General features: G+C 40.7%; 23 protein-coding genes and 3 pseudogenes. 16 read left to right on the forward strand and 10 right to left on the reverse strand.

Annotated elements, in window-relative coordinates:
- Positions 1 to 23 precede the first annotated feature (23 nt).
- Entirely contained in the window at positions 24 to 572 is a 549-nt protein-coding gene (locus MUO14_RS20465) for a DUF3267 domain-containing protein (RefSeq protein WP_244752367.1), read from the reverse strand.
- Positions 573 to 806: 234 nt separating this feature from the next.
- On the opposite strand from MUO14_RS20465, the gene MUO14_RS20470 reads away from it, so the two are divergent.
- Positions 807 to 1,139 carry a DUF1878 family protein gene (locus MUO14_RS20470; RefSeq protein ID WP_244752368.1) on the forward strand — a complete coding sequence of 111 codons (333 nt, stop codon included), beginning with the start codon at positions 807 to 809 and terminating at the stop codon, positions 1,137 to 1,139.
- 46 nt (positions 1,140 to 1,185) lie between these two features.
- Here MUO14_RS20470 and MUO14_RS20475 read toward each other — a convergent pair whose 3' ends face one another.
- Together MUO14_RS20475 and MUO14_RS20480 are read right to left on the reverse strand one after the other, a co-directional pair.
- On the reverse strand, positions 1,186 to 1,761 hold the full coding sequence (locus MUO14_RS20475; RefSeq protein WP_244752369.1) for an HTH-type transcriptional regulator Hpr: 576 nt from the start codon (positions 1,759 to 1,761) through the stop codon (positions 1,186 to 1,188).
- Between the two features lie 182 nt (positions 1,762 to 1,943).
- A complete protein-coding gene (locus MUO14_RS20480; RefSeq protein WP_244752370.1) occupies positions 1,944 to 2,450 on the reverse strand; it encodes a GbsR/MarR family transcriptional regulator in 507 nt (168 codons plus the stop codon).
- Positions 2,451 to 2,732: 282 nt separating this feature from the next.
- On the opposite strand from MUO14_RS20480, the pseudogene proV reads away from it, so the two are divergent.
- From proV to MUO14_RS20500, 4 genes and pseudogenes are all read left to right on the forward strand, one after another.
- Positions 2,733 to 3,934: pseudogene (proV, locus tag MUO14_RS20485) on the forward strand (glycine betaine/L-proline ABC transporter ATP-binding protein ProV).
- Positions 3,918 to 4,769 (forward strand): ABC transporter permease, encoded by an 852-nt coding sequence (locus MUO14_RS20490; RefSeq protein WP_244752371.1) that lies wholly within the window; start codon positions 3,918 to 3,920, stop codon positions 4,767 to 4,769. Before proV ends, MUO14_RS20490 begins: the two are co-directional and overlap by 17 nt.
- An 81-nt stretch (positions 4,770 to 4,850) precedes the next feature.
- Positions 4,851 to 5,780 (forward strand): glycine betaine ABC transporter substrate-binding protein, encoded by a 930-nt coding sequence (locus MUO14_RS20495; protein ID WP_244752372.1) that lies wholly within the window; start codon positions 4,851 to 4,853, stop codon positions 5,778 to 5,780.
- Between the two features lie 168 nt (positions 5,781 to 5,948).
- Positions 5,949 to 6,196 (forward strand): annotated as a pseudogene (locus tag MUO14_RS20500) (transposase); the annotation flags it as partial.
- A 212-nt stretch (positions 6,197 to 6,408) separates the two neighbouring features.
- On the opposite strand, the gene MUO14_RS20505 reads toward MUO14_RS20500, so the two are convergent.
- The 3 genes from MUO14_RS20505 to MUO14_RS20515 form a co-directional block, all read right to left on the reverse strand.
- Positions 6,409 to 6,813, reverse strand: coding sequence for a YtxH domain-containing protein (locus MUO14_RS20505; RefSeq protein WP_244752373.1), 405 nt, complete (start codon positions 6,811 to 6,813; stop codon positions 6,409 to 6,411).
- A gap of 604 nt (positions 6,814 to 7,417) precedes the next feature.
- The gene (locus MUO14_RS20510) at positions 7,418 to 7,948 is read right to left on the reverse strand and encodes a tryptophan transporter (RefSeq protein WP_244752374.1); all 531 of its coding nucleotides are present in this window, start codon (positions 7,946 to 7,948) and stop codon (positions 7,418 to 7,420) included.
- A gap of 126 nt (positions 7,949 to 8,074) precedes the next feature.
- Complete coding sequence (locus MUO14_RS20515) at positions 8,075 to 8,509, reverse strand: HIT family protein (protein ID WP_244752375.1); 435 nt, start codon at positions 8,507 to 8,509, stop codon at positions 8,075 to 8,077.
- Between the two features lie 150 nt (positions 8,510 to 8,659).
- On the opposite strand from MUO14_RS20515, the gene MUO14_RS20520 reads away from it, so the two are divergent.
- Genes MUO14_RS20520 through MUO14_RS20530 form a run of 3 tightly spaced genes read left to right on the forward strand, consistent with a single transcriptional unit; the run spans position 8,660 to position 11,370 of the window.
- A complete protein-coding gene (locus MUO14_RS20520) occupies positions 8,660 to 9,403 on the forward strand; it encodes an ABC transporter ATP-binding protein (protein ID WP_244752376.1) in 744 nt (247 codons plus the stop codon).
- Positions 9,396 to 10,610 (forward strand): ABC transporter permease, encoded by a 1,215-nt coding sequence (locus tag MUO14_RS20525; RefSeq protein WP_244752377.1) that lies wholly within the window; start codon positions 9,396 to 9,398, stop codon positions 10,608 to 10,610. The genes MUO14_RS20520 and MUO14_RS20525 overlap by 8 nt, the downstream gene beginning before the upstream one ends.
- A gap of 52 nt (positions 10,611 to 10,662) precedes the next feature.
- Positions 10,663 to 11,370: an EcsC family protein gene (locus tag MUO14_RS20530; protein WP_244752378.1), complete on the forward strand. Its 708-nt coding sequence runs from the start codon at positions 10,663 to 10,665 to the stop codon at positions 11,368 to 11,370.
- Here the strand turns inward: MUO14_RS20530 and MUO14_RS20535 are convergent.
- Positions 11,367 to 12,542 (reverse strand): M20 metallopeptidase family protein, encoded by a 1,176-nt coding sequence (locus MUO14_RS20535; RefSeq protein WP_244752379.1) that lies wholly within the window; start codon positions 12,540 to 12,542, stop codon positions 11,367 to 11,369. The two genes, MUO14_RS20530 and MUO14_RS20535, sit on opposite strands and share 4 nt — an antisense overlap.
- A gap of 115 nt (positions 12,543 to 12,657) precedes the next feature.
- Positions 12,658 to 13,092, reverse strand: a complete 435-nt coding sequence (locus MUO14_RS20540) for a ferritin-like domain-containing protein (protein ID WP_244752380.1) — start codon at positions 13,090 to 13,092, stop codon at positions 12,658 to 12,660.
- A gap of 303 nt (positions 13,093 to 13,395) precedes the next feature.
- Here MUO14_RS20540 and MUO14_RS20545 point away from each other — a divergent pair, with 303 nt between their 5' ends.
- Positions 13,396 to 13,821: a disulfide oxidoreductase gene (locus tag MUO14_RS20545; protein WP_244752381.1), complete on the forward strand. Its 426-nt coding sequence runs from the start codon at positions 13,396 to 13,398 to the stop codon at positions 13,819 to 13,821.
- Positions 13,821 to 14,294: a thioredoxin family protein gene (locus MUO14_RS20550; RefSeq protein ID WP_244752382.1), complete on the forward strand. Its 474-nt coding sequence runs from the start codon at positions 13,821 to 13,823 to the stop codon at positions 14,292 to 14,294. Before MUO14_RS20545 ends, MUO14_RS20550 begins: the two co-directional genes overlap by 1 nt.
- A gap of 68 nt (positions 14,295 to 14,362) precedes the next feature.
- Here the strand turns inward: MUO14_RS20550 and MUO14_RS20555 are convergent, their stop codons facing one another.
- Positions 14,363 to 14,869, reverse strand: a complete 507-nt coding sequence (locus MUO14_RS20555) for an antibiotic biosynthesis monooxygenase family protein (RefSeq protein WP_244752383.1) — start codon at positions 14,867 to 14,869, stop codon at positions 14,363 to 14,365.
- Between the two features lie 87 nt (positions 14,870 to 14,956).
- Here MUO14_RS20555 and MUO14_RS20560 point away from each other — a divergent pair, with 87 nt between their 5' ends.
- From MUO14_RS20560 to MUO14_RS20580, 5 genes and pseudogenes are all read left to right on the forward strand, one after another.
- Complete coding sequence (locus tag MUO14_RS20560; protein WP_244752384.1) at positions 14,957 to 17,125, forward strand: transglycosylase domain-containing protein; 2,169 nt, start codon at positions 14,957 to 14,959, stop codon at positions 17,123 to 17,125.
- 170 nt (positions 17,126 to 17,295) lie between these two features.
- Positions 17,296 to 18,330 (forward strand): uroporphyrinogen decarboxylase, encoded by a 1,035-nt coding sequence (gene hemE / locus MUO14_RS20565; RefSeq protein WP_244752385.1) that lies wholly within the window; start codon positions 17,296 to 17,298, stop codon positions 18,328 to 18,330.
- 14 nt (positions 18,331 to 18,344) lie between these two features.
- Positions 18,345 to 19,279: pseudogene (gene hemH / locus MUO14_RS20570) on the forward strand (ferrochelatase).
- A 3-nt stretch (positions 19,280 to 19,282) separates the two neighbouring features.
- Complete coding sequence (gene hemY, locus MUO14_RS20575) at positions 19,283 to 20,692, forward strand: protoporphyrinogen oxidase (RefSeq protein WP_244752386.1); 1,410 nt, start codon at positions 19,283 to 19,285, stop codon at positions 20,690 to 20,692.
- A 367-nt stretch (positions 20,693 to 21,059) separates the two neighbouring features.
- The gene (locus MUO14_RS20580; RefSeq protein WP_244752387.1) at positions 21,060 to 22,082 is read left to right on the forward strand and encodes a LacI family DNA-binding transcriptional regulator; all 1,023 of its coding nucleotides are present in this window, start codon (positions 21,060 to 21,062) and stop codon (positions 22,080 to 22,082) included.
- 335 nt (positions 22,083 to 22,417) lie between these two features.
- Here the strand turns inward: MUO14_RS20580 and yhfH are convergent, their stop codons facing one another.
- The gene (gene yhfH, locus MUO14_RS20585; protein WP_244752388.1) at positions 22,418 to 22,546 is read right to left on the reverse strand and encodes a protein YhfH; all 129 of its coding nucleotides are present in this window, start codon (positions 22,544 to 22,546) and stop codon (positions 22,418 to 22,420) included.
- Between the two features lie 117 nt (positions 22,547 to 22,663).
- On the opposite strand from yhfH, the gene MUO14_RS20590 reads away from it, so the two are divergent.
- A complete protein-coding gene (locus MUO14_RS20590; protein WP_244752389.1) occupies positions 22,664 to 23,398 on the forward strand; it encodes an MBL fold metallo-hydrolase in 735 nt (244 codons plus the stop codon).
- Positions 23,399 to 23,409 lie beyond the last annotated feature (11 nt).

The following is a 23,409-nucleotide window of genomic DNA, read 5'->3' on the forward strand; positions in this document are numbered from 1 at the left end:
ATAAGAGCGGCGCTTCATTTTTATTACAATTCCGGTCTTTGGATGAGAATATCATACCCGCTTTTTGAGTTGGCAATAACACAGCGGCGAGGTGCACGTGCAAATTGATTTAAATAAAGAAAATCAGAGAAAGAAAGACCGATATTAACAGCTGCGAACAGAACCAAGTAGGCGAAGTAACCTGGAAAAATAAAGCTCATCATCAGGGCAGGCACTGTAATTAAGAATGTCGGTGCAAGGGCCATTATAATGGATGTTTGTTTTGAAAGTTTGGACGTACATTGATAGGTGAATGTAGGCGTGAATCTCTTTCTGAATTTAAAAGTCACCCGCACCCGTTTATACAGCAATACTAAAGGTAATATATGCATTAATCGATGCATAGCTGGTAATAAGAATAAGACAAACATTAAAGGTACAAAACCATGATCTTTCAATTCATGCGTTCCATGGATAATTGAGAACGGGAGATAAATGATAAGAAAGGACATAAGTCCGGTTAATAGGGATAGTAAATTTATACGGTTTGGACCGAATTCTTTATTGATATCTACTGTTTTCCAGCAATTCATTTAAGAATCCCCCTTTATAAGAAAAAGTACTGTGAATTCATCTAAAATATATCGTTATGATTAGTTTATTGTAGCGGTTGAAAAGCGTTTAGCACAAAACGTATATTAGTATGTTTCGCGTGAAAAATCAATAGGTTTTTAACGAAAAAAATATTATTTTTTTTGGTCTTTATAAATGCCTATACTTACAGTAAAATATCCTTGTTGTGAACGTCATAAGGAGGAAGAAAAAAAGTGGAAAGAGCGGACCCGGACACGCGGCTTCATTTTCATCTGCAGTTATTGTTACAAGTGAAGGAGATGAAACAATATCCCTTTACTAAAATGGTGATCCACTATGGCTTGACTGAAGAAGAATATCGGCAAACCTTGCGTCTATTTGAGGAACTTGAGGATACATATGAGCAAGATCTTGAGAACGGGTTGATTGATCACTCGTTGCTGCTTATCCATTTTGCGGGTATGCTTTCTTACAAAATGCCCGTTGAGAGAACAATAATTGCTATGTATGAAGAAAATATTTATCCATTACTTACAAATAAGTTACTACAGCTGTTAAAAATATAAAGAAGCCCTTTCCTTAGCAAACTTAGGAAGGACTTCTTTTATAGTGTTAAGAGGATTTGGTCTGTTGTTTGGATGTTGCGATCTGGGATGATTGATTCCATTCGGCTTCTTGGTCCTCGATATTTTCAAGGGAACGTTCAAGCATGCTCATGTATTCATCTCCATAGATTTCTTTGATCAATGCAGACAAATCAAGGAATTCTGGCAGTTTGCCATACATTTCAGTCAAAGGCAATGACCCGCGTAATACTGAATTACTTTCAGGATTATACGCATTCAGGGTATCTTCAAGCAAAGTGACCCCTTCATTTGATAATTCAATGTATGTGCTACGCTTATCATTCTCGCGCTTTGAGAAGTCAAGTAACCCACGTTCTTCTAGCTTTTTAGAAAAGTTAAAAGCTGTAGATACATGCATCACACCATACTTTGAGACTTCAGATATAGTAGCCCCCTCTAAGTGGTAAGCAATCCACAGAATGTGATGTTCATTAATGTTTAGCTGGAATGGCTTAATCCAATCTTGCCAATCTTTTTCAATAGCCTTCCAAAGGGCTTTAGAAAGCTGAGCCATTTTATGACTGTAGAAAATGGCTTGTTGTTTTGAGATGTTGTCTTTCATACATACCACCTTTTCTAGGGTTTGATGTATATACAATGCGGTCAGGTCTATATTCACTAGCAGAAATAATGTGTTCTCATATTAATAGTAAAGCGAATTTTAAAAATATCAAGATCTATTTGAATCATTTCCATTCCAAAAAATAAAACCTATGCTAAGTTGCTCACTTAGCATAGGTTGATTTACTTTGAGTTATTAGGTTGGATCTCCTTAAATGCCTCAGATATGAGTCTATGAAAACGAATCATATCATCCACTCTTTTCTTTAATTGAGCGACTTCACAAGGTTGTTCCGTATTATTTGAATCATCTTCCATTTGAATGTCTATTGATTTAAGGGTAGCCATCTGTTCATGACTTGCTGTAAGCCACTTGTTAGTATAAGAATTCATAAACTTACGATATAAATTCTCATCGGCTTGATAAAGATCTTTCCTAAAACCCTTCTTCCAGACGCGTTCAACTAATCCTTGATCAGCTAAATTACGGACACCTGTACTCATGGAAGTTTTACTCTTGCCGAGTGCTTCACTCATTTCATCTAAGGTCATGGGTGTAGGGTGAATATAAAGAGTAACAAATAAACGAGCATCTCCTTGTGATAGCCCAAACATTTCAAGTGTTTTAGAGAACTCCTGGATTACCTTGGTGTTTAAGTGTTCAAGTGTATGATGGTTATAAAGCTCCATAAGATCCCTCCTTCGCTCAAATAGGGTCAACAACACACTACTATATATACCAGAAATTTAAAAATTGCAGGTTGAGTCGAAATTCAAAGCAAGTAGGCGAAAACAATAGTATTTATCATAAAAAATTACGTACAGTTTAAACTGTACGTAATTTTTTAACTTATATAATAGAATTTATCGTTTGAACTTTATATTGCAAATAGGTTACAGTATATAAGTCGCTGTAATAAAATACGTTGGTCTGTACGACTAATGAACAATTCAAGCTAAGAGGTGAGAGATGTGCCGATCATTGAAGTTAAAGACTTATCTAAAATCTTCGGAAAGAATGCCAAAAAGGCAACAAAATATTTAGATGAGGGATTATCTAAAGAAGAAATATTAGAAAAATCGGGAAATACGGTGGGTGTGAACCGAGCATCCTTTAATGTAGAAGAAGGTGAAATTTTCGTTATCATGGGTCTTTCCGGAAGTGGTAAATCTACTTTAGTTCGTTTAATTAATAGATTAATTGAACCGACTGAAGGAAGTGTTTATATTAACGGTGAAGATTTAGCTAAAATCGATAAGCAAAAATTAAGGGAAGTACGCCGTCAAAAATTAAGTATGGTATTCCAACGTTTTGCTCTGTTTCCACATCGGACGATCTTAGAGAATGCGGAGTTTGGATTGGAAGTCCAAGGTGTGGATAAAGAGGAAAGAAAGAAAAAAGCTCAAGAATCTCTTGAAATGGTAGGGCTTGGCGGATATATTCATCAATTTCCAGTCCAGCTTTCTGGGGAATGCAACAGCGTGTGGGGTTAGCGCGTGCGCTTGCCAATGACCCAGAAATACTACTTATGGATGAAGCTTTCTCTGCACTTGATCCGCTCATTCGGAAAGAAATGCAGGATGAACTGTTAGAGCTTCAGGAATCGATGAAAAAAACGATCCTTTTTATTACACATGATTTAGATGAAGCATTGAGAATTGGTGATCGTATCGCATTAATGAAAGATGGACGCATTGTACAAATCGGAACACCTGAAGAAATATTAGTTAATCCAGCAAACGATTATGTAGAGAAATTCGTTGAAGATGTGGACCGTTCCAAAGTATTAACGGCTGAGCATGTCATGAAACGTCCCGAAACGGTTGATATCGAAAAACATGGTCCAAGAACAGCGCTTGAGAGGATGCGTAAGGAAGGGCTTTCCAGTATTTATGTAACCGATGCGAAAAGGAACCTCCACGGATTTGTTACAGCGGATGATGTTTCGGAAGCAGCTAAAAAAGAACAAAGAGATTTAAAATCGATTCTACGTAAGGATGTTCCACAGGTTAAAAAAGACACGTCAATGCAAGAAATCTTCTCGATCATTCATGATGCCCCAGTACCTGTCGCTGTCATTGAAGAGAACAAACTTGTCGGGATTATTGTAAGAGGAACAGTCATTGCAGCATTAGCTGGAAATGAGGTGAATTTAAATGAAACTAATTCCTAAACTGCCAGTAGCTGAATGGATATCTGCAGCTACAGACTGGACAACAAATACGTTTGAATTTTTATTTGATTTTATTAAAGAAGACTTTGGTAATTTTATTGAATTCTTTGCTGAAGGACTACTAATGGAAATTCCAATCTGGCTGTTTATCGTAGTCGTTGGTTTGTTATCCTTCTTTGTTTCAGGTAAAAAGTTTGGACTTACAGCTTTTTCAGTTATCGGACTATGGTTTATCCAAAACCAGGAGCTGTGGCCAGAACTAATGAATACATTTACTTTGGTGATCTTTGCCAGTTTAATATCCGTCATCATCGGTGTTCCATTTGGAATCTGGATGGCAAAGAGTAAAACAGTAGAGAGTATCCTCACACCAATTTTAGATTTTATGCAGACGATGCCAGCCTTCGTTTATTTAATCCCAGCCGTTGCTTTTTTTAGTATTGGGATGGTTCCAGGTGTATTTGCATCTGTTATTTTTGCAACACCACCAACGGTAAGGTTTACAAACTTAGGTATTCGTCAAGTTTCACATGAACTAATTGAAGCATCAGATGCCTTTGGTACAACCGGATTTCAAAAGCTTTTTAAAGTACAGCTGCCTATGGCTAAAAAAACAATTATGGCAGGAATCAACCAGACCGTTATGTTAGCACTATCTATGGTTGTTATTGCCTCCATGATCGGTGCGAAGGGACTTGGGCAAACAGTTATAACAGGTCTCCAGCGTGCGGAAGTCGGAACGGGCTTTGTTGCAGGTCTTGGAATAGTTATCTTAGCTATTATCATTGACCGTTTTACCCAAAACTTAAACACTCAACGTGGAGATCAAGCTTAAGAATTGTTTTAATTAGAGGTTAAAAAGGCTGATGGCAGCCTTTTAACAATAAATAAATCTTAAAAAGGGGAGAGATTTTTTATGTTTAAATTAGACTGGAAACGTCTAGGAATGACTGCAGGACTTTCATTTACTCTTGTAGCAGCAGGCTGTGGATCATCTGAAGAAGAGACATCCACTAATGCAAGCGGCGGAGATAGTGAAGAAGCAGGTTACGGAGAACAATTGGATTATACAATTACTGGTATCGAAGCAGGGGCTGGTGTTGTAGCAGCATCCCAATCAGCTGTTGAAGAATACGAGAACCTAGCAGGATGGGAAGTTTCAACTTCTTCTTCTGGAGCTATGGCAACAGCTCTAGGTGATGCGATTGAAAATGAGGAACCTATCGTAGTAACTGGCTGGTCTCCTCACTGGAAATTTGCTAAATATGACTTGAAATATCTTAAGGATCCTAAAGGGGTATTTGGAGAAGCAGAGCAAATTAAAACAATGGTTCGTAAAGGACTAGAAGAAGATAAACCGAATGCCTATAAAATTCTAGATCAATTCCAGTGGACTGGAGAAGATATAGAGAGTGTTATGTTAGAGATTAATGACGGTGCTGCACCCGAAGAAGCTGCAAAAGCATGGATCGAAGAGAACAAAGATAAAGTAAGTTCTTGGACAGAAGGAACAGAAGAAGTTGATGGTACTGAAGTGGAACTTGTGTATGTAAATTGGGATACAGAAATAGCATCAACAAACGTAGTAGCAGAAGTATTGAAACAACAGGGATTTGATGTAACGATTACACCGCTAAATAACGGTCCAATGTGGGAAGCTGTTGCAGAAGGCGAAGTAACAGGTATGGTCGCGGCTTGGCTGCCAGCCACTCACGGTGACTTATATGCAGAATACAAAGATAGTCTAGTCGATCTAGGTATGAACCTGGAAGGCGCTAAAATCGGCCTTGTGGTTCCATCTTATATGGATGTAGAATCTATCGAAGATCTGCAGCCAAAAGAATAATTGAGTAATAAAGAACAGGCTGTCGAGAAAGTTTCGACAGCCTGATTTTTTCTCTCTATTTTATTTTTTGCGTTCATTTGTTATCAGTTTAGACGTAGAAGCCGTTGGTTTAGATTAGATATCTGTCATGGCCTCGCCCAAAGAGATGTATTTGGAGTATGTCTGGGAGAAGGTAAAGAACAAGTTCGCTTGAACCGGCTCTCCAATGAAGGAAAATGGATATATCGCATGAGAAAAGAGAAAGTTCAGCGTAGCTTCGCAGATTCAAAAGAACTGCATGGGCTGCGTTATTGTCCTTTGCGTGAACCAACAAAAGGTTCGGGAACAGGCGTTACTGGACAGCAGCCTGTCAGAACATGAAGAAGATGACCCTTCACCTAGAGGAAAAACGGGTGATCCGAGAACCGGCAGTGTAGGTTTCAGGAGGAGACTCGGGCATTCTTCCGCGGAAAGCGAGCGGTATTCGCCTGTACGTATGCACAAAAAAGCTTTTAGAGAAAAAAAGGGGGTTCTCTACAAGCTGAGGCTGCACACAACTCTAGGGTTGTGTGCAGCCTTTTTGCATACAAAAGAACAACCCAAAGGCATGGGATCTACCTTGGGCTGTTTCCGTTGAAATGAGCAGGATTTATTGGTGATTAATGATTTCATGGCTAGGCTGTGTGTCGGTATCCTGTTCTGCCTTAGCCTTTTCCTCAAGCTCTTTTAAGCTTTTTTCAATCTGTTCAAGATATTTCTGGATATTTTTTTGGTGCGGCTCAACCGTTTTCTTCCAGCTTTCAATGGACACTTTCACATCTTCAGAAAGTTCCTTAATCAGTTCAGCACCTTCTTTGGAAGTTTGGGCAATTTGATCTTTCAACTGCATGCCTTCCTCTTTTAAGCTCATCACCGTTGTTTTAATATTTTCACTTTTAAGTTTGGCATTTTCACGGAAGTCACGTCCAGATGATGGTGTGTTAAATAATGTATAGACGGCGCCAGTGACCCCACCCACGATCATTCCGAGTACAAGCGATTTTGCGTTTGGCATAAAAAAATCCCCTTTCGTATCAAGTTCCTACTTATTATTTTCTCTTAATATGTACGATTGAAACCTAAATTAATGAAAATGTTTAAAAAAGAGTGCTTTTAGAGGTTTAAAAAGTCACCAAATGATAAGCGGAGCATCTCTTCGTTGGCTTGCTTTTGAAGAGCGTGTGCCCCTGCGTCTGCGAGCCTATTCAAAGAGGTAAATTCCTCGGGGCAAGGCAGCGAAGAAGGCTATTCTCTGAAGTGGCCTCGCTACTCACGTATCATTAAGCAGCAGGGAACTTCTACTAAAACCGTGCACGTCCTTTGCACAACGTAGAAGTCAGCAAGTCCTGTGCAAGTCCGTTCCTTGGAAAAGAAGGACACTTTTCCTTCGTGCGATGCGGATTCAGGGAAGCTTTCCTTGGTGCTCAAAGCCTACGCCGACTCGACCTTATTGCGACGCACAGGACGTGCTAGTGTCGACAATGCTCGCGTGTCGTGGCGATTTTGTCGACCTTCTAATTTGGCAACTTTATGAACACTCACTTTTAGAGAAAAAGACCACTACAAAAGGATGTAGCGGTCTTTGTAATTGTGCATGATGGAGTAGCTACCTCGGGATCCTATGGTTGGACAGGTAACGATGGATTCATTTGTGTCCGCTTCATAATTCGTTGTGCAATTGGATAGATAACTACCATAACGATCGTATTCACCGCAGCTGTAGGCAGCACAATGGTGGCAAACATAACCGTAAAGCTTGCATCCATAAGTCCGATAACGAATAGGACACAACTTAAGAATATGGTGCCGCTTATGATCGTTCCCGCTGCTGTAAGAACGGGGGCTACTGCCTTCTTAAGCAACTTACGTAATGATAGATACAAACCAAAGAATGCTAAAGCCGTTAAAGGTTTATCAATTAAGTTAGCTAACTGTCCTCCTGGAACGGTTGTGGTTAAGGCTGAAATGAAGCCAGTTGCTACAGAAAGAATAATGACATATTGAAGTTTAGGAAAAAGCATAATCCCTAAAAACATCATGGCAAGCATCATATCTGGACGCATCCCTAAGAAAAACGGGGGGACGATGGCATGCAGTACTGCACCAATTCCAACAAGTAACGATAGCATAACTAATACACGTGTATTCACTTGAACAACTCTCCTCATCTCTACTCATCTAATCTAATTTACTCTTCAGACGTATCCTTTGACCGCCTGCAAAAGCATAGACTTATTATAGCAAAAAACAATGGCAATGCAAAGTCTTCAGTTTGCCTATTTCTGAATATTTTGATTAATTTGCTCGGCTATGGATTGCAAATCTTCATTCGTATAATCGTCTGCATGAACTGTCCATTTTGGTTCAAATCCATCTTCAGCACCATAGCGTGGTATAAGATGGATATGTAGATGAAAAACAGATTGTCCTGCAGGTTCTTCATTATTGTTTAATAGGTTTAAACCGATCGGCTGAAAGGATGTTTTAATGGCGCTGGCAATCTTAGGTACTCGTGCGAACAATTTTTCAGCTGCACCTGACTGAGTATGATAAATATCCTTCGTATGTTCTTTAGGAATAACCAGCGTATGGCCCTTTGTAACTTGACTAATATCAAGGAAGGCATACACATCTTCATCCTCATACACTTTAGCCGAAGGGATGTCACCGTTAATAATTTTGCAAAAAATACAATCATCCACTTGTGTCATATCATTCACTCCTTGGTATCATTTGTATAATTGTATCATAATTTAAGGCGTTTTAACGATATCCGTCCCTCTATAGTAGAAAGATGCAAGCCTTAAGAAAAGTGTGATAAAATTTGTGAAGAATGTACGCAAATGAAAAGAGGGACGACAATGAAATCATTGTTACATATCGATAACCTTCACGGTGGCTATACGCACAAAAACGTACTACATGGAATTTCGTTTGATGTTTTTCCAAAAGAGATCGTCGGATTAATTGGGCTCAATGGAGCGGGGAAGAGTACGACGATTAAACATGTCATTGGAATGATGCAGGCTAAAAAAGGTAAAGTAGCAATCAATGGGACAACTTTTGAAGAAAATCCTGAAAATTATCGCCAGCAGCTGGCCTATATTCCGGAGATGCCAATTCTGTATGATGAATTGACATTGTATGAGCACTTGCATTTAACGGCCATGGCCTACAATGTGCCGGAAGAAACCTTTAAGAAAAGGCTTGATCCGTTATTGAAAGAATTCCGATTAACACGGAAGCTTAATTGGTTTCCTGTCCATTTTTCAAAAGGGATGAGACAGAAGGTCATGATCATGTGCGCCTTCCTTATTGAACCAGAGCTCTATATCGTCGACGAACCATTTGTTGGGCTTGATCCACTTGGGATTCAATCTTATCTTCAACGGATGGATGAAATGAAGGAAAACGGGGCTGGTATATTAATGTCTACCCACATATTAGCGACAGCTGAGAAGTACTGTGATCGGTTTATTATTTTACATGATGGTAAAATACGAGCGATGGGAACGTTAGATGAGCTTAGGAAATCCTTTAACAAACCTGGGGCTTCCCTGGACGATATTTATATTGAGTTGACAAAGGAAGAAGACAATGATTAATGCGAAGGAATTTTGGAGTCATCGCTTCCAGGCACATATAAAGGAAACAAGTCGTTACTTGCGCTATATTTTTAATGGTCATATCGCCATTGCTATGGTCTTCTTTGTTTCAGCCCTAGCTTATTACTATCAGCAGTGGCTCATGCAGCTTCCTGAATCGTTTCCAACAGCATGGGTTGTAGGGATAGCTTTTGGACTCATTGCCAGTTACAGCCCTGTTCGTACCTTGTTGAAAGAGCCAGATTTAGTATTTCTTTTGCCAGCAGAGCATCAACTGGGTGATTATTTTAAACGTTGCTTATACTACAGCTTTATCATCCAGCTTTATTTAATCTTTCTTGTTGTCGCTGCACTCGGTCCTTTATATTTTGCGTCATACCCTGAGCTAGGGACACGACATTATTTAATGATGATTGTTGTCATTCTCGTTGCAAAGGTATGGAACATGTTAGCAAACTGGTGGATGTTAAAGGAACGCAATGCAACTATCCGCATGACGGATCAGATCGTGAGAGGGGCAATCAGTATCCTTCTCTTTTATTTTCTAGCCAAGGGGGAATGGATATTTGCAAGCATAGTAACCATTTTACTCGTTGCCATGATGCTGTATGGTTACTCCCTTTCTAGAAAAAAAGCTGGACTAGCATTTGATCTACTCGTAAGTAAGGATCAAGCCAGGATGCGGACTTTTTATCGAATAGCCAACATGTTCACAGATGTACCTCATTTAAAAAATACCGTCAAAAAGAGACATTCACTTGTCCGTTTATTGTTAGCATCAATTAGCTATCGTCAGGATCAAACCTTCACTTATTTATATCGAATCACGTTTGTTCGGAGTAGCGATTATTTAGGGATGTACGTACGGTTAATGGTGATAGGTGGACTTGCGATTTGGTTTGTACCGAATGTTTGGGTGAAAGTGGCGTTTGCTATTTTGTTCCTTTATTTAAGTGCTTTTCAAATGATGTCACTGTGGAATCATCATCGCACCATTGCGTGGCTTGATTTATATCCAGTAAAATCAGAGTGGAAGCAAGTAGCGATGCTTAATGGTCTTAAGCAGCTGATGATCGTTCAGACTGTTTTATTTACCCTATTGTTTATTATCCAGACGAACTTTTTAGCTGCTTTACTCGTAATGATAGGTGGCACCATATTTAGCTTTGCTTTTATTCAAGGCTATGTAAAACAGAAATTGGTGTAGTACGGTTCCTTTTTGCTTGGGGACCGTATTTTTAAAACAGGAGGGTTGGCAAATGAGTTATGAAGCACAAGTGTATAAAGAAGCAATGAGATGGAGTAAGTCGATAGAAAAACGTTCTTCTATCATTCAACGATCGTCAAAACGCATTCAATCGTCGATCAACGATAGAGTTCCCGAACGGATCCATACCATCGTTACAGAAAGCATTCGTAAGATGATTGAGCTTGCGCTAACTTCCTCACAATATATTCGACCAATAGAGATCAAAGATTCGTGGATATTCAAAGAGCGGGAGGAGCTTGTCACGGAGCGGCTCAAACAATACAAAAATACAGCTTCCTGGGAAGGAGCCGGCACGGGATTCGGAGGATTCTGGCTTGGAGCTGTAGATTTCCCGCTTCTCTTAAGTATCAAGATGAAGTTCTTATTTGATGCTGCCCAATACTATGGTTTAAACGTAGATGACTATGAGGAACGGGTCTATCTGCTATATATATTTATGTTAGCTTTTTCAAGTGATCAAGAAAAAACAAAGGTGAGGGACATTGTACTAAACTGGAGAGCAGTACCAACAGAGAGGAAAAAGATAGACTGGAAGACGCTGCAAATTGAATACCGTGACACGATTGATCTTGCAAAATTGCTGCAGCTCGTTCCTGGATTCGGGGCTATCGTCGGATATGTAGCAAATAAAAGGTTTCTTGAGCAATTAGGGGAGACGACAATGAATGCGTATCGTCTCCGACTGTTGCAAAATTAGCTGTTTTGCTCTTGATAAGAACGGTAGGCTTGGATTAGCGTTTTGGCTGCATGAGGGAGGGCTCGTTCATCAAAATTAAACTTCGGATGGTGATGAGGGTAGGCGTGATCAGGTATTTGTGCGCCCGTAAAGTAAAACGCGCCTGGTTTATTTTCTAAATAATAGGCAAAGTCCTCGCCCGCCATAGAAGGATCGACTTCTTCTGTTTGAAGAGATGAGTTTGCCTTAGCAGCTTCCTGTAAAATTAAGTCCGCTTGTTCAGGATGATTGATAACAGGCGGATATCCCTTTTGATAATCGAATTGGTAATCTGCACCGTTACTTATGCAAGCACCTTTGATCAGTTTTTCCATTTCCGCTATGATCAGCTCTTGTACTTCGGGATCAAACGTACGAACAGTACCTGTTAAGGTCGCAGAGTCCGCTATAATATTAAACGTTTGTCCGGCCTGGAAGGTTCCGACAGTAAGTACGGCTGTATGAAGGGGATCAACTTTTCTGCTGACTACTTGCTGTAAAGATGAAATAAGCTGGGAGCCGATGACAATGGCATCTTTTGTTAAGTGGGGTTGAGCCCCATGTCCGCCTTTGCCTTGGATTTTAATCGTGAAACTATCAGCACCTGCCATAAATGGCCCCTTTGAGGTTTGAATGGTACCGAGCGGTGTTGTTGCCCATAAATGGGTTCCGAATACGGCATCTACATCATCAAGTACTCCAGTATCGATCATCGTTTTTGCGCCGCCTGGGGGAAGTTCTTCTGCATGCTGATGTACGAAGACAACTGTTCCAGGGAGCTGGTCTTGGAAAGGGAGGAGTGCTTCAGCTAAGCCTAAAAGAGAAGCCGTATGTCCATCGTGGCCACAAGCATGCATGACACCGTCATTTTTAGATTTATAGGCTACCTCATTTTCTTCCTGAATAGGCAAAGCATCAAAATCGGCTCGTAAAGCCACTTTTTTCCCCGGTTTTCCACCCTTTAATGTTGCGACAATACCGTTTCCCCCAACATTGTTTTGGTAAGGAATGCCCAGTCGCTTATATGTATATGCTATAAAACGAGCAGTGTCTGTTTCATGAAAAGAAACTTCGGGGTACTGATGTAAAAATCTTCGTGTCTCTACCATGTTTTCATATTGACTGTCAATTGCTTCAAATAGAGATGTCCACATTGTGTTTCCTCCTCTGGTTCAGTATGGTATTCAATATATCAAATGAGCTTGGCAAATAAAACTAAATAAGCTCACCGCACATGCGGCGAGCTTATATATTCAGGTTGGTTTTTGATTAGTGTAAACGAGAATCTTGAAGCAGACGGTCTATCTCTTCCATGTGACCGGTCTCATCTGAAATTAAATCATCAAGCTTGATGGAAAGCTCAGTTAGCCCAAGCTCATCTGCCTGTTGTTTGCGTACTTCATACCGTTTTATTGTATCGTACTCGGAATTTCTTGCTTCTACAAGCATCTCTTTTACCTCTGATAAAGGCTTTACCTCAGCTGGTTTCGTTGTAGGTGTACCGCCAAGTGTGCTGATTTTTTCAGCTAGGTAAACAGCGTGTCCCTGTTCATCAGCTACTTCACTTTCAAAGAATGGCTTGAGCACAGAACGATAAAGACCGGATACAACTGCCGCATTATAGGTGTACATAATAGAAGCAGCATATTCGTGAGCCAAGTCTTCATTCAATCCATCGATTAGTTTTTTCATTTTTTCATCCATTGATTATCATCCTTCCAAGTTAAAGTTATCTCCACTTAGTTTTATTCCCTGATCCTTGCTCTTTAAACGTAAAAAGAATATTTCTATCTCAGCTCGTTTGCACGTACCGCTATTTGATTTATGTTAGAACGGTACTTCCATTCAATAGTAGAGAGCAGCAAACTAGTTTATAAATCTGGATATGACGGCTTTATATGCTTTTTGTGACAATAACGTGAAGGGGTGTTTTTTTGATTTAACTATTTTGATTTCAAAGCGATACCTTGTATAATAGTAAATGGTGAGGGAGAAGGGACGATTATTATGAGTAAGCGAAGTGAAACCTTGTTGTTTGTTGCATGGGCTCAAGCTCTTGTAGCAACACTAGGAAGTTTGTTTTTTTCGGAAATTCTAGGGTACACTCCTTGTGAACTTTGTTGGTATCAACGAATTCTCATGTATCCACTAATCATTATTTATGGTACCGCCTTAGTTAAAAGGAAAGTGGACATCGCTTTTTCCGGGCTGATTCTTAGTGGATTGGGCATGGCTGTCTCGATCTATCACTATTTGATTCAAAAAGTGCCGGCCTTTCAATCAGCAGGTGGCTCGTGCGGGGTAGTTCCTTGTAACGCGGAATACATAAACTACTTTGGCTTTATTACCATCCCCTTTTTAGCGGGAACAGCATTTATTATTATTTTTGTATGTCATATGTTCATGATTCGTAAGAGAGGGGAAAATAGCTAATGAAGAAAAATATGATTATATTTGGAACGATATTAGTCGCTCTACTTGTTGTGCTTGCCTTTGTCGTTAACTATCAAAACTCTCAGAAAGCAGAAGGTAATCCATACGGGAAGAGTAATTTGGAGCAGGCTACAATCGAACAGTTGGATGATCCCAATTATCAAAATCAGATTCTACCAGATGAACTAGAGAAACAAATTAATTCAGGTGAACCCACCACGGTTTATTTTTACAGCCCGGAATGTATTCACTGTCAGCGAACGACACCTGTATTGGTCCCAATCGTACAGGAAATGGGAATCGATATGAAAAAGCTTAACCTTCTAGAATTTTCTAATCAGTGGCAGGAATACGGCGTCCAATCAACACCCACCCTTGTCCATTATGAAAATGGGGAAGAGGTAGCGAGAATCGTAGGATCACAGGATGAAGCTACATTCAAAGAGTTTTTTCAACAAGAAGTACTGAAATAACACAGCTGGACAGCAATAACAAAAGTGAGCGACTGAGATCGCTCACTTTTGTTATAACTACTGGTTTATTATTGTTCGAGTTGCACCATCTGATATTTCGTAATATAAGGTTTGCCGTCGATAAAGGAGGGCTTTTCTTTATGTTTGGGTCCAGAGTTTTGGTGGGCTTGTTCAAAGGCTTGCGAATTTTTCCAATCCTCAAAGCTTTGTTGATTTCGCCATTGAGTGAATACAACATACGTATTCCCCTGCACCGGACGTAAAATCCGAATAGCCTGGAACCCGTCCATCCCCTCGACAGATCCTATCCTTTTCTTAAAGCGATCCTCAAATAATGGACGACCTTCATCGGAAACAGGAATATTATTCATGACCACGTAACCTGTGTGTTGTATATTACCCGCAGAATCAACGATTTCATACTCGCGGCCTTCTTCAAATACAGACGGTTCATTTCCTTCATAGTAGGCTACGGTTTTGTCCTGGTCCTGCATAATCATGAGATTTGCTTCTTTATGCTGCTGATCTAGCTTTGCTAAATAGTTTAATGTACCATTTGTCATAGATACTTTCATATAGAAATGTCTCCTTTCCTGCATTAGTTTAAGTGTAGCAATTGGGCAGTATGGACTGCAAGTTTTATGAGAAAGGATGCGCAACGTGTGACCATTAAAGAATACTTAGAACATCGTCCTCAATGGCTCAAATCCTTTAAATGGCCAGCAATCGCTTTGGGTGTAACATTTTTACTGGCTTTACTAGGATATTTATTTATTGTGTTTGGCGGAAGATTTGTCGTATCAGAAAAAGATTTGATTCTGGATGCAGCAACAACTGTGGAAACGGTTGAAGGTGAAGTGATTGAACGGATTAATACAGAAAACCGTATGTTAGTAGACATTTCGGAAGTGCCTGAACACGTGCAGCAAGCGTTTGTTGCCATAGAGGATAGCCGCTTCTATGAGCATGCGGGTGTGGACTTTAAATCAGTATTTAGGGCCGTGTACCGCGATATCATTGCCATGGATAAGGTGGAAGGCGCAAGTACAATTACCCAACAGCTTGCAAAGAATTTATTTCTATCCAATGACAAGTCATGGATGAGGAAAACCAAAGAAGTCATGGCTGCTATATATTTAGAGAGAAACTTTACGAAGGATGAAATTTTAGAGTTGTATTTGAATCGGATTTATTTTGGCAATGGCGCGTATGGGGTAGAAGCAGCTTCGCAAACGTATTTTAACAAATCCGTTTCAGAACTAACCATCCCCCAAGGAGCATTGCTTGCTGCTTTACCTAAAGCTCCTAACAACTATTCGCCTTTTGAAAATCCTGAAGAGGCAGAGGATCGTCGAAATATCGTTCTTTCCCGGATGGAGGCCATAGGGATGATTGAAGCTGAAAAAATGGTCAGCTTACAAGGAGCGACGCTTGGAGTTAAAAAAGATACAGGAGAAACTGAAACGTGGTCAAATAGTTATGTTGATTTAGTTATCAAAGAAGCAGCTGAACAATACCACTTGTCCCGCAATGAATTAAAGCGCGGAGGGTACCGTTTAATTGTGAAAATGAATCCTGGAATACAGGAAATGGCTGTTACAGAAATGAAAAATGGAGAATTTGTACCTGGTTCAAAAGCGGGGGTAGAAGGTGCATTTACGCTTATGGATAATACAAGTGGAGCCATTATTGCGGCAGTTGGCGGGCGGGATTTTAAACATGGAGATTTAAATCGCGTTACGATTAAAAAACAACCAGGTTCGGTCATCAAACCTTTGGCTGTATATGGCCCTGCGTTAATGGGCCCGACCTATATCCCTTACTCACTGCTCGTTGATGAAAAACGGTCCTATGGAGAATACTCACCTAGTAATTACGATGGAAATTACGCTGGGCTTACTTCTCTTTATCAGTCACTCGTAGATTCTAAAAACGCACCCGCTGTCTGGTTACTTGATCAGATCGGTATTACTTATGCCAAAGAGTACCTGGGTGACCTGGGCTTGCCAACGGAAGATCAAGGGCTATCGATAGCTCTTGGGGGATTATCTAAGGGGTACTCTCCTTTGCAGCTGACGGAAGCTTATCGAAGTTTTGCCAATGAAGGAAAAGTAACAAATGCGTATACCATACAGCGGATTATTAACCGTAATGGGGAAGTGATTCATCGCCATGAGCAAAAAGAAACGCAAGTATTCAACAAGCAGACGGCCTGGTATATGACAGAAATGCTTGAGACCACAGCTTCTGAAGGTACAGCAAAAGCAGGGAGCTACCCTAAAGCGTTAGCAGGGAAAACAGGTACACAACAGCATCCAACTGTTAAGGGTAGAAATAAAGAAGTATGGTTCGCAGGTTATACCCCTGAATATACTGGCACACTGTGGATGGGGTATGATCAGTCAGGTGAGGACTACTATTTAACAGGCGGGAGTTCCTATCCAACCGAATTAATGAAATCAATAGTAACAAAACTAGATCGTCAGCAAGACCTATCAGAAACTTTTACAAAACCAGAAGGTATGAAAAGCCTGCCTGAACCAATTATTCTTCCGACACTAACTGAAGTAGAAGGTTCAATTGGCTTTGGCGGAGTAGGTGTTATTCGTGGGACCCTCAGTTGGACACCGGGTGAAGATGAGCGTATCGTCTATCGAATCTATCAAGGTACAGGAGAGGATAAAACGTTGGTCGACGAAGTGATTGGAAAAGGGGAGTACCGTGTAGGCGTATTAGATGTTTGGGATCGTCCCACATTTGTTGTTGTTCCTTACGATCCGCTTACAGGACTTGAAGGAACACCATCCAATTCTGTAACACTTGAGTGGTAGAGCGAAAACGTACAAAATGGTGACAAAAGGGTTATTTTTCTATACACAATGATGATTAATGGGTATAGTGGGAAACGGATGCTTGATGTACGTGTATATGAGGATGTTCAAAGATGTTACCAAATGATAATCAGCACTTTTGAACTCGTACTAAAAAGGAGTAGTGAGTGATGAATAACGAATGGAATGATACGATTTTAAAGGCTTTTAGAGGAGAGGAAACGGACTATACGCCTGTCTGGTTTATGCGCCAGGCCGGACGTTCTCAACCGGAATACCGTAAATTGAAGGAAAAGTATTCTTTATTTGAGATCACCCATCAACCTGAGTTGTGTGCATATGTAACACGACTGCCTGTTGAACAATACGGAGTAGATGCGGCGATCCTTTACAAAGACATCATGTCTCCACTCCCGGCGATTGGTGTGGATGTTGAAATTAAAAAAGGAATTGGTCCAGTCATTCATAATCCAATAAAAAACAAAGCAGACATTGCTAAACTAGGAACGATCGATCCCGAAGCAGATGTTCCTTATGTACTGGATACGATTCGCCTGTTGACGAAAGAGCAGCTGAATGTACCATTGATTGGCTTCAGCGGTGCTCCGTTTACGCTGGCAAGCTATATGATTGAAGGTGGTCCTTCCAAGAATTATAATAAAACTAAAGCACTTATGTATAGCGACCCTGAATCGTGGTTTAAGTTGATGGATAAACTGGCTAATATGGTGATCACTTATGTACGATCCCAAGTAGCAGCCGGGGCACGTGCTATTCAGATTTTTGACTCTTGGGTAGGTGCCCTTAATGAAGCCGATTATCAAACCTATATTAAACCGGTGATGGACATCATCTTCAGTGAATTAAAATCTGAACAGGTCCCCCTAATTTTATTTGGTGTCGGGGCAAGGCATTTGGCCGAACAATGGGATGACCTGCCGATCGATGTACTTGGTCTTGATTGGAGGTTATCCGTGACAGAAGCGCGCGCGATGGGAATTAGAAAGCCGTTACAAGGGAACTTGGATCCTTCCATTTTGCTTGCTGACTGGGATGTTATTGAAGAACGTACAAAGCAGATTATTGATGAAGGTAAACAACATCCGGCTCATATCTTTAATTTAGGGCACGGTGTTACACCTGACATTACACCAGAAACTTTGAAACGACTCACACATCTTATCCATGACTACTCAAAATCATAAGAGGTGAAAGACTGATGGCTAAAAAACAAATGGGACTCCTTGTTATGGCCTATGGGACCCCATATAAAGAAGAAGACTTAGAACGTTATTACACACACATTCGCCATGGACGCAAACCTTCTGACGACATGCTGCAGGACTTAAGAGATCGCTACGATGCGATCGGCGGTATTTCTCCTTTGGCACGGATCACGCAGGACCAGGGGAGGCACTGGAAAATGCATTAAATGAAATGCAAGATGATATTGAGTTCAAACTATACTTGGGATTAAAGCATATTGAACCATTTGTGGAAGATGCTGTAGAACAAATGGCGAAAGACGGTGTTGAGGAAGCGGTGTCTCTTGTACTAGCTCCACATTACTCAACGTACAGCGTGAAGTCCTACAACGGACGTGCGAAAGAAGAAGCGGCTAAGCATAATATCAAAATTAGTTCTGTTGAAAGTTGGTATGATGCCCCAGGATTTATTGAATTTTGGAAAGAAAAAATTCTTGAACAGTACTCGAAAATGGAGGAAGAGGAGAAGGATAAAGCTTGTTTAGTTGTTTCTGCCCACAGTTTGCCAATGAAAATATTAGACGGCGGGGATCCTTATCCTGACCAACTGGAAAGAACGGCCGAACTCATCTCTGAAGCGACAGGTATTACACAATATGAGATTGGCTGGCAAAGTGAAGGCAATACACCAGATCCATGGCTTGGCCCCGATGTGCAAGATTTAACGAGAGATCTGTACAATGGGAAAGGGTATAGATCTTTCGTCTACGCTCCAGTTGGATTCGTCTCCGATCACTTGGAAGTGCTATATGATAATGATTACGAATGTAAAGTTGTTTGTGAGGAGCTTGGAGCAAATTACTATCGTCCAGAAATGCCAAACACTCATCCCACTTTTATTTACACGTTAGCCGGTGTAGTCATGCGTAAAGTGAAGGAGCAGGTGTAGTAGATGTCTCAAACTAAAAAAGTAATCATAGTAGGCGGCGGAATCTCCGGATTAACCGCTGCTTATTATTTACAAAAAGAAAAACAACAACATCAACTGCCCCTGGACGTGCAATTGATCGAATCCACCGACCATTTAGGCGGAAAAATAGACACACTTAAACGTGATGGGTACACCATTGAGCGCGGTCCGGACTCCTTTTTAGAACGTAAGAAAAGTGCAACGAGGTTGGCCCACGAAGTAGGGTTAGAAGACCAGATCGTCCCAAACGGCACAGGTCAATCCTATATTTTAGTTAATGAAAAACTTCATAAAATGCCAAAAGGTTCTGTGATGGGCATTCCTACAAGAGTTCGCCCTTTTCTATTTTCTGGCCTTTTTAACCCGGCAGCTAAGGTAAGAGCAGCTTTCGATTTGGCTATGTCCAAGCAAACTGCAGAAAACGATCAATCACTTGGGTTGTTCTTTAGACGCAGATTAGGCAGCCAAGTCGTTGAAAACTTAATTGAACCACTCCTATCAGGAATTTACGCTGGAGATATTGATGATCTAAGCTTGCAGGCCACTTTCCCACAATTTTATGAACTAGAACAAGATTACGGCAGCTTAATTAAAGGGCTAAGAAAAACACGGACGCTTCCACCTAAAAAAGCAAAAAAGCCAAGCATGTTCCGGACACTGAATGACGGACTTGGATCGCTCGTTGAAGCAACCGCTGACAAGTTAGAGCCAGGGACGATTCATAAAAGTTTGCAAGTGGATCATATTGAGAGGAAACAAGGTTATTACCATCTTCTCTTAAGTGATGGAACAGTTGAAATATGTGATGCTGTCGTCATTGCGGCCCCATTTTTTGCCGCTCAGCGGATGCTGTCTCAGTACTCATTCATGGATGCCTTTAAGAAAATGAAAGCTACTTCAGTGGCTAATGTCGTCATGGCTTTCGATCAATCAGCTATTAAAAAGGATATCGACGGTACTGGTTTTGTCGTATCCAGAAACAGCAAATTCAGAATTACAGCCTGTACGTGGACACATAAAAAATGGCCGCATTCGACACCAGATGGAAAAGTCATGCTCCGCTGCTATTTAGGGAAACCGGGAGATCAGGAGGTTGTCGACTTATCTGATGAGGAAATTGTCCAGATCGCCTTAAAGGACTTAAATCAAACAATGGATATCACAGCTAAGCCCGACTTTTCGGTTGTCACTCGCTGGTATAACGCCATGCCGCAATATTCCGTTGGTCATAAAGAACGCTTAAATGAAGTCGAGGAACATATGCGAAAGGAACTTCCGGGAGTTTATTTAGCAGGAGGTTCTTATAAGGGTATTGGTCTGCCGGACTGTATTGACCAAGGTGAAGCGGCGGTACAAAAAGTACTCCAACATTTAAATATGAAGACAAGCTAAACGCCTGCGACTAGAGCAGCCGTTTGCTTGTCGTCTAGGAAATTATAAAAATATTTTCCTGTCGATAAGCTTACATGAAGTTAGCCACATCCAGATCCAGCGTGCAAGACACGAAAGACTAGTCCCCGATCTTAGTCGAACTTCTACTGTCGTGTCTACCGGGGCGCCCCGCGCTTTTGTACTAAGAAGACAACGTAAGAAAGCGAAAGGGGTTGACGGTTGAAACAGTGGTAACAGACTCCGGACACGCTCTCTATCACCACCCTAATCCTATGTAAAACACCATCCTCTTGCATCTTTTGGAATCTATTAGTATGCTTTGTTATGAAAACGATTTCAAAATAGAAAGTCTTGCAGGGGGAATTGTATGGCTACGATTGAAGATGTAGCAAAGTTAGCGGGTTTATCAAGAACGACTGTATCCCGTGTCATTAATGATCAGCCTTACGTGACAGAAGAAAAAAAGAAACGAATCATACATGCAATGAAAGACTTAGGTTACGTTCCGAATTCGTCCGCTCGCAGATTACGTAGTCAGCGGACGGAAACCATAGCCGTACTATTGCCGCGAGTTACGAATCCTTTTTTCGGTCACCTTATCGAGTCATTGGAAAGAGAAGCTTCGAAAGCTGACTATCAGGTAATCGTTTGTCAAACACACGATAAAAAGCAAAAAGAACTCGATTATTTACAGCTCTTAAAAACGAAGCAGGTCGATGGGATAGTGATGGCATCACTGACCAATGATTGGGAAGATGTTGAACCCTATCTCACTTCAGGTCCGATTGTGTTATGCAATGAGTATATGCGTGTTGATGGAGTGTCCATGGTTCACATCGATCATAGGCAAGCCGCCTACGACTCTACCACGCATTTAATTCGGCAAGGCTGCAAGCACTTGGCCTATGCGAGTGGTGCACACAAAACATACATTGCCTTAGAACGCAGAGCCGGATTTCTAGAGGCTTTAGCTAAGTATGACCTGCCTTTTGACACGGATATGGAGCTTGACTGGGCATTGGACGTAAGTGATGGTCAGAAAGTCTTTCAGTTTTTAAAAGAACACCATCCTCAAGTAGATGGAATATTTACAGGTTCAGACGAAGTAGCGGCCGGGATTGTTTATGCCGCGAGTCAGTCTAATTGGACGATACCTAATGATCTAGCCGTTATAGGCTTTGACAATCAGATGCTTTCTTTACTTATGGTACCAGCTGTTACGACAGTGGAACAGCCGATTGATGAAATGGCTGCCAAAACAATCGAAGTCCTAGTAGAAAAAATGAGTGATAAACGATCGAGCCAAAATAGACGCTTCATCTATCCATATCAACTAATTATTCGAGATTCGACAAAGCGTCATCCCGTTTCTTCTTCCGCACAATTATAGTGCGGTTTTTTTGTGTTTTAAACAGTTTTGAAAGAGGGAAAAATTGAGTAAGGGAAGAAACTTTCGGGGTTTAGTCAGAATCATTGGAATTATAGTCGAAATCCTCCAGGGTTGGGTAGAATCTTCGAAGTTTAAGTAAGAATCTTATGAAGTTTGGGTAGAATACTTGCAAATTAGGGCAGAATCATTGAGGGACGTTAGAAAGTGCATCGAAGTCTGTTCTGGATCGTGTGCCAGCACTAAAAGGAACCTATTGAGGACAAAAAAATAGCAGCTTATTTCAGCTGCTCAAAAAAGAGGATGTTCCAATCATTCTATTGTGTGGAATACTATCTTTAACGAGCAGGTGAGTTACATTCATCGCACAGATTGCCGTAGCAGTCTGCTTGTTCCTGAATGGCATTGCCACAACTCGCACACTGTTTTTTCGGAAGGTTACGGAAGAATTCAAGTACGTTCATCATGAAAGATCGCCTCCAATTTATTGATTATTATCATTGTATTATAACAATATGCAAAAATCAACGGTCTGTTATAAAACAAATAAGAAATAGGCGAAAAGATATAAGAGGAGTGAGAAAATGAAAATCACTGTGATTGGATATTGGGGTGGTTATCCTGCTGCTGGGAGTGCTACGTCTAGTTACTTAGTAGAGAAGAATGACTATACGTTATTAGTGGACTGTGGAAGTGGATCACTATCACGATTACAACAATTCAAAAAAGTCACAGATTTAGATGCTGTGATTTTATCTCATTATCATCATGATCATATAGCTGATCTCGGTGTATTACAGTATGCTTGGCTCGTGCAAAATAACCTTGAACAAACGGAAAATATATTGCCTATTTACGGACATTCAGAAGATGGTGCATTTAGTAAGCTATCCCATCAGTACACAAACGGTATGGCTTATCATCCAGGGGAGACCCTTCAATTAGGACCTTTATCTATTAACTTCTTAAAAACGGACCATCCTGTTCCTTGCTATGGGATGCGCATCTGTGATGGTACAGATGTTTTTGTTTATACAGCTGATACAAGCTATAACAATGAGTGGGTCCAATTTGCAAAAGGAGCAGATTTATTAGTTACTGATACGAATTTTTATAAAGGAATGGACGGTAGCGGCCCGGGGCACATGACAAGTGAGGAAGCGGCCACGATTGCAAACAAAGCAAACGTCGATACTCTTTGGCTGAGCCACCTCCCGCATTTTGGTCAACACACTCGTCTGAAACAAGAAGCGGAAGATGTTTTTCACGGAACAATTCAGTTGGCGACAGAAGGGTTGACGTGGGGAGAAGATTCTTAATTAATTGTTAA

Source organism: Halobacillus shinanisalinarum (assembly GCF_022919835.1).
GTDB classification, from domain to species: Bacteria; Bacillota; Bacilli; order Bacillales; family Halobacillaceae; genus Halobacillus_A; species Halobacillus_A shinanisalinarum.